The sequence below is a fragment of the Dyadobacter subterraneus genome, assembly GCF_015221875.1.
GTDB classification, from domain to species: domain Bacteria; phylum Bacteroidota; class Bacteroidia; order Cytophagales; family Spirosomataceae; genus Dyadobacter; species Dyadobacter subterraneus.
In genome coordinates, this window is the sequence record NZ_JACYGY010000001.1 from 4,032,770 (window position 1) to 4,046,871 (window position 14,102).

13 protein-coding genes are annotated in these 14,102 nt (G+C 38.9%); 12 read left to right on the forward strand and 1 reads right to left on the reverse strand.

All coding sequences use genetic code 11. From position 1 onward, the window contains the following. Positions 1-30: 30 nt before the first annotated feature. On the reverse strand, positions 31-1,989 hold the full coding sequence (locus IEE83_RS33445) for an LTA synthase family protein (RefSeq protein WP_310588520.1): 1,959 nt from the start codon (positions 1,987-1,989) through the stop codon (positions 31-33). A 207-nt stretch (positions 1,990-2,196) separates the two neighbouring features. On the opposite strand from IEE83_RS33445, the gene IEE83_RS16750 reads away from it, so the two are divergent. The 12 genes from IEE83_RS16750 to IEE83_RS16805 all read left to right on the forward strand — a co-directional run bounded on the left by IEE83_RS16750 (position 2,197) and on the right by IEE83_RS16805 (position 14,083). Continuing rightward, positions 2,197-2,799 carry a TetR/AcrR family transcriptional regulator gene (locus tag IEE83_RS16750; protein ID WP_194121678.1) on the forward strand — a complete coding sequence of 201 codons (603 nt, stop codon included), beginning with the start codon at positions 2,197-2,199 and terminating at the stop codon, positions 2,797-2,799. A gap of 55 nt (positions 2,800-2,854) precedes the next feature. Beyond that, complete coding sequence (locus IEE83_RS16755) at positions 2,855-4,144, forward strand: TolC family protein (RefSeq protein WP_194121679.1); 1,290 nt, start codon at positions 2,855-2,857, stop codon at positions 4,142-4,144. Positions 4,145-4,157: 13 nt separating this feature from the next. After that, a complete protein-coding gene (locus IEE83_RS16760; protein WP_194121680.1) occupies positions 4,158-5,090 on the forward strand; it encodes an HlyD family secretion protein in 933 nt (310 codons plus the stop codon). 143 nt (positions 5,091-5,233) lie between these two features. Further along, complete coding sequence (locus tag IEE83_RS16765) at positions 5,234-6,172, forward strand: ABC transporter ATP-binding protein (RefSeq protein WP_194121681.1); 939 nt, start codon at positions 5,234-5,236, stop codon at positions 6,170-6,172. A gap of 11 nt (positions 6,173-6,183) precedes the next feature. Next, positions 6,184-6,930: an ABC transporter ATP-binding protein gene (locus IEE83_RS16770; protein WP_194121682.1), complete on the forward strand. Its 747-nt coding sequence runs from the start codon at positions 6,184-6,186 to the stop codon at positions 6,928-6,930. Positions 6,931-7,179: 249 nt separating this feature from the next. Beyond that, entirely contained in the window at positions 7,180-8,307 is a 1,128-nt protein-coding gene (locus tag IEE83_RS16775) for an ABC transporter permease (RefSeq protein WP_194121683.1), read from the forward strand. Further along, complete coding sequence (locus IEE83_RS16780; protein ID WP_194121684.1) at positions 8,304-9,422, forward strand: ABC transporter permease; 1,119 nt, start codon at positions 8,304-8,306, stop codon at positions 9,420-9,422. Before IEE83_RS16775 ends, IEE83_RS16780 begins: the two co-directional genes overlap by 4 nt. A gap of 215 nt (positions 9,423-9,637) precedes the next feature. After that, complete coding sequence (locus tag IEE83_RS16785; RefSeq protein WP_194121685.1) at positions 9,638-10,255, forward strand: TetR/AcrR family transcriptional regulator; 618 nt, start codon at positions 9,638-9,640, stop codon at positions 10,253-10,255. Positions 10,256-10,312: 57 nt separating this feature from the next. Next, positions 10,313-11,575, forward strand: a complete 1,263-nt coding sequence (locus IEE83_RS16790; RefSeq protein ID WP_194121686.1) for an MFS transporter — start codon at positions 10,313-10,315, stop codon at positions 11,573-11,575. A 29-nt stretch (positions 11,576-11,604) separates the two neighbouring features. After that, positions 11,605-11,913, forward strand: a complete 309-nt coding sequence (locus IEE83_RS16795; RefSeq protein WP_194121687.1) for a hypothetical protein — start codon at positions 11,605-11,607, stop codon at positions 11,911-11,913. Positions 11,914-11,936: 23 nt separating this feature from the next. Beyond that, positions 11,937-12,524 carry a cysteine hydrolase family protein gene (locus tag IEE83_RS16800; RefSeq protein WP_194121688.1) on the forward strand — a complete coding sequence of 196 codons (588 nt, stop codon included), beginning with the start codon at positions 11,937-11,939 and terminating at the stop codon, positions 12,522-12,524. Between the two features lie 209 nt (positions 12,525-12,733). Next, the gene (locus IEE83_RS16805) at positions 12,734-14,083 is read left to right on the forward strand and encodes an amidohydrolase family protein (protein ID WP_194121689.1); all 1,350 of its coding nucleotides are present in this window, start codon (positions 12,734-12,736) and stop codon (positions 14,081-14,083) included. The last annotated feature ends 19 nt before the right edge of the window (positions 14,084-14,102 follow it).

The window sequence follows — 14,102 nt, forward strand, 5'->3', positions numbered from 1 at the left end:
AATAGTGAATCAATAAAATATAACCGTGATTTACTTCATCAGCTTGTTTTTAAACTGATAACTCGCTGTCTGATACCAGGAAATAGCCTCGTTGGTCAAATGACTATTTGATTTTGCAGGTTTTGAAGAACCATCTTTGAAATCCGGGATAAAAGTATTAACAATACGTTGTGGTTTTAGGATAACCAGGCTGTCGCGTCGGATGTAGCCTAGGCTTTGGTAAGTACTGATAAATGCTCTTTCTCGTCCTTCTTCCAGTTTGAAAATATCATATCCAAAGAATTTACTCGTATAGGAAAAGTTCAGCAGGCCAAGAATCGTCGGACCAAGGTCAATCTGACTCATGAGCCTTTCCATTTTAGCAGGTTTAATATTTCCCGGTGAATAAATTAATAGTGGAATCAGGTATTTATTCACTGGCAAATCCGCCTTTCCGGCGCTGGATGCACAATGATCCGCAACAATGACAAACAAGGTATTTTTAAACCAAGGCTTTGTTTTGGCTTCCTTGATAAATTTCCCGATTGCGTAATCGGTATATTTTACCGCCCCTTCCCTGCTGGTATGCGAAGGTATATCAATTCTGCCGCCCGGATAAGTAAACGGCCGGTGGTTCGAAGTGGTCATAATGTGGGCAAAAACTGGTTTTCCTGAGCTAACCGTCTTTTCAATTTCTTTTGTAGCCAGTGTAAAAAGATTTTCATCAGCCACGCCCCAGATATTTTCGTAAGCAATGTCTTTTTTGGCGATCTTATTTCTGTCAACAACCTGGTAATCATTGTTTTCAAAAAAATATCCCATATTATCAAAGTAGCCATAACCTCCATAAATGAATTTACTTTGATAACCTTTTTCCTTAAAAACCCGTCCTATGGAAAACAAACCTTCATTTTTGGGACGCCTGACAATGGATTGTCCCGGCGTAGGAGGCGTACCGACTGATAAAGCTTCTAGTCCACGAACCGTACGTGTTCCGGTGGCGTACAATTTTGTAAAAAGAAGACTATGCGTGGCTAGAGAGTCCAGATTTGGCGTTATACTTTGCGTATTACCAAAAACACCAAGAAAATCTGCACTTAAACTTTCGACGCTTATCAGCACCACATTCATTCTTTTCTCTGCACCGGTATTAATTATTTTTCTCTCAATGCTAAATGGATCGTTGTTGACAAAATGACTTTCCGGCGTTTTTATTTGTTCTCTGATCATTCGAAAAGCCTGCTGATCCGGGATTTTCTGATAGAATTGCGCATAGTCAAGCTCGTTGTTTCGATAAGCAGCAAAGAGTTCATAAAGCCCGTTTCCTGATAATTCATTGATATAAGTATTGTCAGAAAACTGTTTTATTTTATTATCGACCAGAAAATAAGATGCCAGTAATATAATTAAATATCCCAGCATCCAGACAGACCGGGATTTAAAAGCAACAGAATAAGCAGCCGCACTTTTTATAACTGGTTTCAGAAGAAAAACCATAATAGCGGTAGCAAGTAAAAGTACAGCAACGATGGCTTCAACCGGATAAGACTGCCGGATATTTCCAATGACTTCATTGGTATAAACCAGATAGTCAACAGCAATAAAATTAAAGCGTGAGCTGAATTCATCCCAGAAAAACCATTCCGAAACAATGTTGAATAGAAGTCCGAAAATAAAGAAAGCGAAAATGCCATTGAGCAAAATCAGCTGCCAACGTTTTTGCATCAATCTGGCAGGCATTAGCCAAATGTAAAGCATCAGCGGCAATATGAAATAAGCTGAATTTACCAAATCATAAAACAGACCGATTATAAAAATGCCCGTCAGGTTTGATATTGTAAAATCAATAGCCGGCGCAGATTTAACAGTCAGTATTATCCTCGTAATCAGCGACATGGATACAACAAGTACTACCATAATCCCTGCAAGCGCAAATGAATTCGGCGATTTTTTTTGAATCTTGACCGGAGGGACCTGAATTAAAACTGCTGGACTTTCGGAATGATGCACAATAAACGTTTTTATAGTTAGGGGTGATAAAGCCAAACATACTGGCGGATTCTGAATTTTTTCTGAATTTTACAATATTGCAATTTTTTGTTGATATAGTTAAATTTTCAAAATGCTTATTTAATCATAAAAATATTTAATCAAATGATTAATAATTTTGATTTAATTGAATTATTAATAACCTTTGCGACGTGTTAAAACAAGCATATGGCAAAGGGAAAGAAAAATCTGGATTTATCGACTGAGGAAAAAATTATGGAAGCGGCTCGCAAAGTGTTTACCGAAAAAGGTTATGCAGCGGCCCGAACCAGAGATATAGCAGAAGAATCCGGTATTAACCTTGCTTTGTTAAACTATTATTTTAGAAGTAAAGAGAAGCTTTTTGAGCTTGTAATGCTTGAAAAGGTCAATAAACTTTTCGGTACTATCATCCCGATTTTAAGTGATGAGAAAACCGAACTGGAAGAAAAACTGGATAAAATTGCAGAATCCTACATTGATCTACTTTTGGTAAATCCGGATCTACCCATTTTTGTTTTGAGTGAAATCAGAAGAAGGCCTGAAAAATTTGCCCAGCTTGTTAACGCAAAAGAACGTGTTACCCAATCTGTTTTTATGAAACAGTTAATGGCCCGTAAGTTAAATGTTAGTCCTTTTCATATTTTGATCAATTTACTTGGCATCACCGTTTTTCCCTTTGTGGCAAAACCCGTTTTATCAAAACTAATTGGAAATGAAGAACAGTACGACATGCTCATGAAACAACGTAAAGAACTGATACCCATGTGGATAAAAATGATGTTAGTTTAACATCATTTTTTTGAGGCTTAATTAATCAAACGATTAAAATAAAAGACTAAACAAGATGATTAAAAAGAAAAAAATCCGGCTGCTTTTTCTTTTCTTTTTCTCCGTACAGACAGCGGCGCAAGCCCAGAACATTTCAAATCTTACAATTGAAGAATGTTACACGCTGGCTCGTGAGAATTTTCCGCTGATTAAGAAATATGATCTGGTTCGCAAGAGCAGTGGTTTTTCGTTACAGAATGCGTCAAAATTGTATCTGCCCCAGGTAGCTGTCAGTGGCCAGGCTTCCTACCAATCGCAGACTATTAATTTCTCAGAAGTAATTCCATCAATTCCGGGCGTGAATTTCCCTACCCTTAGCAAAGATCAATATAAAATACAGGCCGATATTAGCCAGATCATTTATGACGCTGGTGATATCAATAATCAAAAAGCCTCGATCAGAGCCAATCAGGCCGTTCAGGAGCAAAATATTGAAATGAATCTGAGAGAGGTGAATGACAGGGTGAATCAGATTTATTTTGCCATTATTCTTATGGATGAACAATTAAAGCAAAACGAAATAAGAAAATCTGAACTGCAAAGTCAGCTTGATAAAACACTTGCGGCGCTGGCAAACGGGACTTCCTTCCGAAGCAATGCGGACCAGTTAAAAGCTGAGCTTATAAATGTGGATATGAACAGCATTGAGTTCAAAGCAAATAAGCAGGCATATCTTAAAATGTTGTCAATTATCATTGATAAAAAAGTGGATTCGGAAACAAAACTGCAAATGCCTGGTGAAAAAATCATGTCAGCCGAAATTAACCGTCCTGAAATAAAATTCTATGATCTGCAAAAACGTCTTTTTGATGTAGAAGATAAAAAATTACAATCGGCCTTCACGCCAAAGGTCAGCGCATTTTTTCAGGGCGCTTATGGCCGTCCGACACTGAATATTATCAAAAATGAATTTGGTCCCTGGTTTGTCATCGGTCTAAGGTTAAACTGGAATCTTGGCAGCCTTTATTCGCTAAAAAACAATAGACAAAGTCTACACATAAGCCGGCAGAGCTTGGAAGTTGACAAAGAAATTTTTCTATATAACACCAATCTTAGCCTAAGTCAGCAAAGCGGAGATATTCAAAAGTATAAGGATTTGATTGAACAGGACAAAATGGTAATCGGGCTTCGGGAATCTGTAAAAAAATCATCACTGGCGCAGTTGGAAAACGGGGTGATAACGGTCCACGAATACATTTCACAGCTTAATTCCGAAAACACTTCGCGGCAGACTTTGATTCTTCATACCATCCAGCTTTTGCAGGCAGAATATAAATACAACCACATTTCAGGAAGTGAAAACTAGAAAATATTTAAGTATGAAAAAAAGTATTTTATCAGGACTCGCTTGTCTTTTCCTGATCGCTGCCTGTGAAACCAAAGATGATTATGATGCGTCAGGCAATTTTGAGGCGGACGAGGTTATTGTTTCTGCACAACAAAACGGGCAGTTGCTATCTTTTTCAGTTCAGGAAGGGGCTCAGTTGAAACAGGGTGATAATGTTGGGCAAATTGATGTAAAAATCCCGGAACTTCAAAAGCAGCAGGCCGAGGCAGCCATAGCGGCATTGAAGCAAAAGACGGGAAGCTCAAAAGATCAGACCGAAGTTGCATCGAGGCAACTGGCTGTACAGGAATCACAGTTGGCTCAACAAATCCGGGAAAGAAAAAGAACGGAAAATCTGGTAAAAGCTGACGCAGCAACACAAAAACAGCTGGATGATATCGATGCGGCCATTGATCAAATCCAAAAACAGATCGGTGTGACGCGCCAGCAAATCAAACTTTACAATTACAATTCAGCAACACAGAACCGTGGAATTTTAAGCGAGCAATCACCGCTCGCCGTGACGGCAAAACAGTATCAGGAACAGATTAACAGAGGACAAATTATCAATCCCCTAACCGGTATTGTCCTGACGCGTTATGCGTTGAAAGGAGAAATGGCAGCAATCGGAAAACCGCTGTACAAAATCGCAAATGTTGACACGCTGACGTTGAAAGCATACATTACAGGAGATAAATTATCCCGGATAAAAAATGGGCAAACGGTAAAAGTTCGGATTGACCAGGGTGAAAAAGATTACAAAACTTACTCCGGCCAAATTTACTGGATTTCTTCCAAGGCAGAATTCACGCCAAAAACCATTCAAACAAAAAACGAAAGAGCGAATCTGGTTTACGCAATAAAAGTCCGGGTTAAGAATGATGGCTTTTTAAAAATTGGTATGTATGGGGAAGCGGTATTTTAGTTGAAAGTTGAAAGTGGGGCTGGTGAGTTTTAGGTTTAGTTAACTGTAAGTTATCAAAACCTAAAAATTAAAAGTCTTTCATCAAAATATTCCCCATCATTTTCAACTCCTCACTTTCAACTTTTAACTTTCAACTAAAAAAAATGAACGCAGTCGAACTTCATAAAATCTCCAAAACTTACGACAAGGGAAAGGTACGGGCTGTGCATGAAGTTTCCTTTGAAGTGAGGAAGGGAGAGCTTTTTGGATTGATTGGTTCTGATGGCGCGGGAAAAACTTCCTTATTTCGTATCCTGACCACTGTTTTATTGGCTGATAGCGGCAGCGCGACGGTGGCTGGCTTTGATGTCGTAAAAGATTATCAACAGATCCGTAACCGTGTTGGTTATATGCCCGGAAAATTTTCTTTGTATCAGGATCTGACAATCAAAGAAAATCTTGAATTTTTTGCCACTATTTTCGGGACGACGATTGATGAGAATTATGAGTTGATCAAGGATATTTATGACCAGATTAAACCATTCAGCGACCGTCGCGCCGGTAAGCTTTCCGGCGGAATGAAACAAAAACTGGCGCTTTGTTGTGCACTGATACACAAACCGGAGGTGCTGCTTTTGGACGAACCGACAACCGGCGTAGATGTAGTTTCGCGTAAAGAATTTTGGGCAATGCTGAAAGCTTTAAAGGAAAAAGGGATTACGATTCTGGTTTCAACGCCATACATGGACGAGGCGAATTTATGCGAGAGAATTGCACTGATCCAGAATGGCGAAATCATGAGTGTAGATACGCCGGAAAATATTATCAAATCTTTCCCTACCACTCTTTTTGCGGCAAAATCAGAAAGTATTTACAAACTGTTAAATGATTTCCGCTCAGATCCAAAGGTAGATAGCTGCTATGCTTTTGGCGAATTTCTTCATATTACTTTGAAAGAAAACGGCGATAGTGATTTAGAAGAGCTGAAAGCATTTGCCATTCAGAAAGGGCATAGCGATATTTTGATACAGCAAATCACACCCGGTATTGAAGACAGTTTTATCCGTCTGATGCGAGAGAAAACACAGGAACCGGCGCGCTAATTTCTAAAATTATGGATGACAACAAAGCCATCGTTTGCAGGGAACTCACCAAGCAGTTTGGAGATTTTTATGCTGTAAACAAGATTTCCTTTGAAGTAGCCAAAGGAGAAATATTTGGATTTTTGGGTGCAAACGGGGCCGGAAAAACCACTGCGATGCGGATTTTGTGCGGCCTCTCCTTCCCTACTTCCGGGACAGCCACGGTTGCTGGTTTTGATGTTTATAAACAGCAGGAAAGTATCAAGAAAAATATTGGCTACATGAGCCAGAAGTTTTCTTTGTATGAAAACCTGACGGTACTTGAAAATATTGAATTTTATGGAGGTGTCTACGGCGTATCGAGAAAAGAAATAAAGAAACGAATTGATGAATTGATCACAACACTTGGATTGCAATCAGAAGCCAAAAAACTAGTTGGCGAATTGCCGCTGGGCTGGAAGCAAAAACTTGCATTTTCAGTAGCGATTTTTCACCGTCCGCAAATTGTTTTTTTGGACGAACCAACCGGTGGTGTGGATCCGGTAACCAGAAGACAGTTTTGGGATATGATCTACGAAGCAGCCGCCTCAGGAATCACCATTTTTGTAACAACACATTACATGGACGAAGCAGAATACTGTAACAGGATTTCAGTGATGGTCGACGGAAAAGTAGAAGCGCTGGACTCTCCTTCAAATTTAAAAAAGAAATTCGGGGTGGAGTCGATGGACGAGGTTTTTTATCAGCTAGCCCGAGGCGCCAAAAGAGTCGAGAGTTGAAAGTTGAAAGTGGTGATAGCGGGAATTTATTTGAATTTAATAATTGGGAGTGAGTTGTTGAGTGACTTGTTTTTCAGATATAGTCTATATGGGAAAACTTATATGAAAAATAATGTGGTGGCACCTAAGTCAATCGCTTTCGCAATCAGGATTGTAAACATGTACAATTTTTATCTGTTGAACTTCGTGAATATGTATTACAAAATTCTTAGCCAGTATTATTAAGTCTACTAAATCCAGTCTGGGTCGATGAAAAAACTTTCAATTTTCAACTCTCAACTTTCAACTTTTATAAAGAAAGAATTCTTTCATGTATTCAGAGATCGACGAACATTGTTAATCATGTTCGGACTTCCTGTTGTACAAATTATTCTCTTTGGTTTTGCCTTAACCAATGAAGTGAAGAACATTGAAATTATTATTTTAGATAACGCCAAAGACATTAATTCACAACAGATTACAAACAAAATTAAGACTTCTTCTTACTTTCAGGTTCAGGCATCGGTTTTGAATTTTAAGGATATTGAAAAAACTTTTAAGAAAGGAAATATTAAATGTGCACTTATTTTTCCAGCGCACTTCGGAGAAGATCTTTTGCATATTGGAAAAAGTCAGGTACAAATAATTACCGATGGATCCGATCCTAATATCGCAAAAACGGTCGTGAATTACCTGACTGCAATAATCATGGATTATCAGCAGCAGATTGCTCCTTCGCCTGCTTTATCGTACCGGATCATTCCAGAAACCCGCATGCTTTACAATGAAGAAGGAAACGGCTCGCTGAACTTTATTCCTGGTGTAATGGCGCTTGTTTTAATGATTGTCTGTACCACGCTGACTTCCGTTGCCGTGGTGAAGGAAAAGGAACTTGGCACCATGGAAGTTTTGCTGGTTTCGCCTTTCAAACCAGTTTTCGTACTGATTGCTAAGGCTGTACCGTATCTGCTTTTATCAATGATCAATGTGATTTTGATTTTACTGCTGGCCGTTTATTTACTGGACGTTCAGATCCAAGGCAGCGTTTTTCTCCTGTTTTTTGAGAGCATACTTTTTATCATTACCTGTCTTTCATTGGGCTTGATGATCTCCAATATTACCAATTCCCAGCAAACGGCAATGCTGCTTTCTATGATGGGCATGATGCTTCCAACACTGATATTTACAGGTTTTCTTTTTCCACTTGAAAATATGCCGTTACCGTTTCAAATTATTTCACATATCGTTCCGGCTCGTTGGTATTTTATTATTGTAAAAGCTGTGATGTTAAAAGGACTTGGATTTCAGTACGTATGGAAAGAGACGCTGATACTAACCGGAATGACTCTCCTTTTACTGGGTGTTGCTTTGAAAAATTTTAAAATCAGACTACAATGAAAGTGCTCGGTTTCCTGTTACAGAAAGAATTCCGGCAAATCCGGCGCGATACCACAATCCTTCGCATCATGTTTATGCTCCCGATTATCCAGTTAGTAATATTTCCGCTGGCAATTGATTTTGATGTGAAGAGTATCAATATTTCAATTGTTGATCAGGATCATAGCACGTATTCACAAAAACTTATTTCAAAAATTGCTTCCTCCGGATATTTCAAAGTGGTCAGCGCTGAAACTTCTTTCAAAAAATCATTAACCTATATCGAAAAAGGACAAGCAGATCTTATCATGGAAATTCCTGCCGGTTTTGAGCGCAATCTCGTACGCGAGGGTGTGCAAAAAATTGGAATTTCGGTAGATGCGATCAATGGTACAAAAGCAGGAATCGGCGGACAATATCTGAATTCCATTATCACCGATTTTAACGTGAATATTGACATGAACCTGCGTGGAGCAGTTGCACCTGAGCAGTCGGGAGCAATCGATATTACATATACAAACTGGTTTAATCCCAGAGCTGAGTATAAATATAATGTCGTTCCTGCGATTCTGGTTTTACTACTGACAATGATCGGTGGATTTGTCACTGCTTTGAATATTGTTAAGGAAAAAGAAGTCGGAACCATTGAGCAGATTAACGTAACACCGATCAAAAAATGGGAATTCATTCTGGGTAAACTGATTCCATTCTGGGTAATCGGAATGATCGTTTTTACGCTTGGACTGACGATCAGCTGGCTTGTATATGGGATCGTTCCGCGCGGAAGTTTTCTTACTCTTTATTCCTTTGCCGCAGTGTACCTTGTTGCACTGCTTGGGTTTGGCCTTTTAATTTCCACATATAGTGACAATCAGGTCCAGGCAATGTTTGTCGCCTTTTTCTTCATCATGATTTTCATTTTAATGAGTGGTTTTTTCACCTCCACCGACGGGATGCCGGGTTGGGCAAAGGTGATTTCTAACATGACACCAGTGGCGCATTTTGTCAAAACAGACCGGATGATTATTCTGAAAGGAAGTGGTTTTAATGATGTAAAAATGGAGTTTTTCTATCTGGTAGGCTTTGCCGCTATACTAAACGGATGGGCAATCCGGAACTACAAAAAAACAAATTAATTAAGCCCGATTTGTATTTTAAACTACCTCGTTAAAATCAAATCGTTTTTAATGATAATTTTCTTTTGCTCAATTTAGTCTTAAAACATTTTGAATAAAGGTCTGGTATCCTGCAAGATTTACTACAAAATTAAAAAACAATTAAACATTTTGACAAAATTTGACATTATGTCTATTGTTATTAATTTTACATCGAGTCTAAATTTCCTTGCTAAATGATCGTTCGAAATCCAGCCAAAGATGAAGTTATCCAGCAGCAGATACTTCTGGCAGCCAAGCAGCTTTTTCAGAAATATGGCCTGCGAAAGGTTACTATGGATGATGTGGCCAAAGCTATTGGTAAAGGAAGAAGTTCACTTTATTATTACTACAAAAGCAAGGAAGAGATATTTGATGCCGTTGTTGATGCCGAAATTATAGATATGCAAATGAGTATTTCACAAGCAATTGACAAAGAAACAACTGCCGAAAAAAAGCTCTACGCATTTTTTATGACCAAACTGACGGTCGCCCAAAGCAAAAGATCATTTTTCAGCACAATTGATGAAGGTATGGACGCTGCCGAACTTTCTGATTACAACAAAGCAAAACAAGCCATTCGCAGACGGATCATGGAAAAGGAAACGGCTGTAATAAGTCGGATATTAAAGGAAGGAATTGAAAATCAAGAACTTAGAAGCATGGACCAGACAGAGCAAGAGTCAGTACAGTTTGTGCTGCTGGCAGCAATCCATGGACTTAAACGTGAAATTTTAATGGAAAATGATTTTAGCCGGATTGATTCCTCTATGCAAACATTAACCACCTTGATCATACAAGGATTAAAGAAGTAAAAAAATTTGATCAATTTTCGACAAAATGACTAATAATGTCGAATAGTAAATAATTATATGAAAACAGATCGTTTAACCAGCACCTTCCGCGCTTTCGAAAACCGCAATTATATGTTGTTTTTCTGCGGACAATCTGTTTCGCAGATTGGCACCTGGATGCAGCGGACCGCCGTTACCTGGGTGATTTATTCCATGACCCATTCAGCTTTTATGCTTGGACTGGCTGTATTTGCCCAGCAATTTCCTTCCTTTTTATTGTCCCTTTTCGGCGGGATTGTATCCGACCGTTACAGCCGGTATAAAATATTGCTGGTTACTCAGACAGCCTCTATGATTCAGGCTATTATGCTGGCTGTTTTAATCCTGAACAACCATTATGTGATCTGGGAAATATTGACATTAAGTGTTGTACTGGGCATCATTAATGCATTTGACGTGCCAGCCAGACAGCCCATGGTACACGAAATGATTAACAACAAGGAAGATTTGCCTAACGCGTTAGCACTCAACTCAGCCATGGTCAATATAGCCAGGCTTATCGGACCGGCTTTATCCGGAATTGTACTTAATGAATTCGGCGCGGGCATATGTTTTTCTGTAAATGCGTTCAGCTTTGTGGCTGTGATCACCTCATTATTACTGATGAAACTACCTGATTTTCAACCTCCGCTGGTAAAAAAAGAAGTGATCACCGAGCTTTTAGAAGGATTTACTTATCTAAAAAATACACCGTTAATCGGCCTTGTCATGCTCATGCTTCTGGTTTTGAGCTTGCTTGTTTTGCCGTATGATACAATGATGCCGTTTTTTGCCAAAATTGTCTATAACGGTGATGCTGCTACGTACGGCTATATCAGCAGTTTTGTAGGTCTGGGTGCTATAATGGGCAGTTTATTTATGGCTTCGATAAAGGAAGTAAGTCGCTTAAAATCAGTTCTCCTGATTAGTGTTTCCATTTTGGGTGTTGGTTTGATCGTTTTTTCACGCGTTGAATATTTACCTGCCGCAATACCGTTTGCCGTTGTTATAGGATTTGTATCGCTTTCTCCCATGACGGCTGGCATTACCCTTATTCAAATGGAATCTGCTCCCGAAATGCGTGGACGTGTAATGAGCTACGTTGCGATGGCTTATTTTGGGATGCTGCCTTTGGGAAGTTTACTAGTCGGTACGGTATCTCAAAAAATATCCGCTCCGCTGACCATGTTTTGCCAGGGAATACTTGCACTCATTATCGCTCTTATATTTTCCAAATTCTTATTAAAACCTTCCGAAAAAAACAATAAGAAAAGCAGAGAAAAATCAATTCAGTCTAACTAGTTACATTTTCATCTAAAACACTCCAATTTATGGCTTGGTATCAATATTTCAGCGGTTTTTGGGCTGGTCTGTTTCTGGCAAATTTTGTCCCGCATTTTGTAAAAGGAATAACCGGAGACGCTTTTCCAACGCCATTTTCAAATCCGCCGGGCAAGGGTTTATCCTCACCTGTAATCAATATTCTCTGGGCATTTATGAATCTGATTGTAGCATTGTTTCTTATCAGATTTGGCAAAATTTCAATGGGTGATAATTTATCTGCAATTCTTTTTTTTGCAGGTTTTGCGCTGATAAGTATTTTTTGTTCAATTCATTTTGTCAACAAAGACAAAGTTTAAATTCTCCAAATTCTTGATTATACATGGAAAGCAAAACAAAAAATACAGCACTTTTAGTCCTGGATTTACAAATGGGAACACTGGCAAGGCTGGCGGAAAAAGAGAAGCTAATCGCCAATGTGGCCGCTGCAATTGCCAGAGCCCGTAGTCAGGAAATTCCTGTCATTTACGTGGTACTGGGTTTCAGAAACGGATTGCCTGAAATCAGTTCCAATAATAAAGGTTTTAATGCTTCCAGACAGGTTTTATCACAAGCTAACATGGATGAGTTTGTAGAAATTCACCCGGACATAGCGCCGCTTCCTGGCGACATTACCGTCATTAAACGTCGTATAAGCGCATTTACAGGCAGTGATCTGGAAGTAATTTTAAGGGCAAAACGAATCGAACATTTAATTTTGACTGGAATTTCCACAAGCGGCGTTGTACTATCCACGCTGCGTGAAGCCACCGATAAAGATTATCAGCTAACAGTGCTCTCTGACTGCTGTGCGGATCGCGACGAAGAAGTTCACCGTATTATGACTACCAAAATTTTCCCCGGACAAGCAGAAGTGCTTACTGTTGCAGCGTGGGATTTATTGTTGAGGGATGAACTTGATATTAAGTAGGGCTTAAACACCCGAAGCTGCTCCAATCGCATTATGAATTTGTAAGGTTTTTGTTATCTATCAAATAAAACTAACACCCACAACATTTGTATTTTTCCCAGTATTCAACAAAATACTTCCCAAACAAATAGTGTCTTTCCTAAGATTATGGGTAGTAATAATAGGTTGCATGAAAAGCCAATATTACAAATGAACTCCAACCAGGTGTTATGAAAGCATTATCTGTATATTTAATTATTCTATTATCGCTATTTCCCTCCTTCCTATTTTCTCAGGTTCAGATTCGTCCGCTGCCAGAAGCGGGTTTTGAAGTCCGGATAAAGAATTTTGTAGATAATATTGAGCTGGTCGATACGCATGAACATTTGATGCAGGAATTTGTCAGCACCCAAAAGTCCGCACCAGATTTTATGTTTTTGCTTGCACTTTATGCGGATGATGATATCAAATCGGCGGGTATGGGAAAGCCTGAATTTGCGGAACTGCTTACCAGCAAATACACGGTAATGGAGAAATGGAATCTGGTGAAACCGTTTTGGGAGATGTCAAAAAATACAGCTTATAACCGGACTGTTTTGCTCACTATCGATAAACTTTTTGGCATCAGAGATCTTAATGACGACACAGTCTTGTTGCTGTCTGAAAAACTCAAAAATTCATACAATGGCAAATGGTATGACTATATACTAAAAGAACGGGCAAAAATAAAGTATGTGATTCAGGACGTCGGTACTGAGCGCTCTAATGATCCTATGTTTCGTTATGTGGAGAAATTTGATGACTTCATCCGAATCCATTCAAAAAATGAAGTTTTAACTTTGGGAAGCCGCCACGATACACAAATATCGACTCTTGATTCTTACGTTGAAGTATTAAACAGATCTTTTCAGGACGCAATCGGAAGAGGCATTATCGGCGTAAAATCTGCCCTGGCTTATCACAGAATATTAAAATATGACAATGTTTCCAAGGCTGTTGCCGACAGTGTTTTTGCAAAATTGATGAAGAGCAAAAACGGTAAAGTTTTCGCATTCGAGGAAGTAAAACCTTTCCAGGATTACATCATGCATCAGATTATCCAGCTTGCTGGAAAGTATGATATTCCTTTCCAGTTTCATACCGGATTGCAGTCAGGTGATGGAAATATCATCGATAATGCCAATCCTTCTCATATGGCCAATTTATTTTTAGAATATCGAAATGTAAAATTTGTTTTGTTTCACGGAGGCTTTCCTTTCGGCGGAATTTTATCAACTCAGGCAAAAAGTTTCAGAAACGTATACATTGATATGTGCTGGTCAGCGGTTATTTCACCTTCATATAGTGAACGTTATCTGCACGAGTGGATTGAAACAGTCCCGGCAAACAAAATCATGGCATTTGGTGGCGACTACGACAATGTTGAAAACGCTTACGGACATTCTCTGATAGCAAGATCCGTAGTATCAAATGTACTAACAGAAAAGGTTAGAACCGGTTATCTTTCAGAAAATGAAGCCATTGACATAGCCAGACGCATACTTCATGATAATGCGATAAATCTGTTTAAAATTAAATAAAACTACATCTTTACAATTT

Coding starts and splice junctions, on each gene's coding strand:
- IEE83_RS16750 (WP_194121678.1), top strand. CDS start 2,197: ATGGCAAAGGGAAAGAAAAATCTGGATTTATCGACTGAGGAAAAAATT.
- IEE83_RS16755 (WP_194121679.1), top strand. CDS start 2,855: ATGATTAAAAAGAAAAAAATCCGGCTGCTTTTTCTTTTCTTTTTCTCC.
- IEE83_RS16760 (WP_194121680.1), top strand. CDS start 4,158: ATGAAAAAAAGTATTTTATCAGGACTCGCTTGTCTTTTCCTGATCGCT.
- IEE83_RS16765 (WP_194121681.1), top strand. CDS start 5,234: ATGAACGCAGTCGAACTTCATAAAATCTCCAAAACTTACGACAAGGGA.
- IEE83_RS16770 (WP_194121682.1), top strand. CDS start 6,184: ATGGATGACAACAAAGCCATCGTTTGCAGGGAACTCACCAAGCAGTTT.
- IEE83_RS16775 (WP_194121683.1), top strand. CDS start 7,180: ATGAAAAAACTTTCAATTTTCAACTCTCAACTTTCAACTTTTATAAAG.
- IEE83_RS16780 (WP_194121684.1), top strand. CDS start 8,304: ATGAAAGTGCTCGGTTTCCTGTTACAGAAAGAATTCCGGCAAATCCGG.
- IEE83_RS16785 (WP_194121685.1), top strand. CDS start 9,638: ATGATCGTTCGAAATCCAGCCAAAGATGAAGTTATCCAGCAGCAGATA.
- IEE83_RS16790 (WP_194121686.1), top strand. CDS start 10,313: ATGAAAACAGATCGTTTAACCAGCACCTTCCGCGCTTTCGAAAACCGC.
- IEE83_RS16795 (WP_194121687.1), top strand. CDS start 11,605: ATGGCTTGGTATCAATATTTCAGCGGTTTTTGGGCTGGTCTGTTTCTG.
- IEE83_RS16800 (WP_194121688.1), top strand. CDS start 11,937: ATGGAAAGCAAAACAAAAAATACAGCACTTTTAGTCCTGGATTTACAA.
- IEE83_RS16805 (WP_194121689.1), top strand. CDS start 12,734: ATGAAAGCATTATCTGTATATTTAATTATTCTATTATCGCTATTTCCC.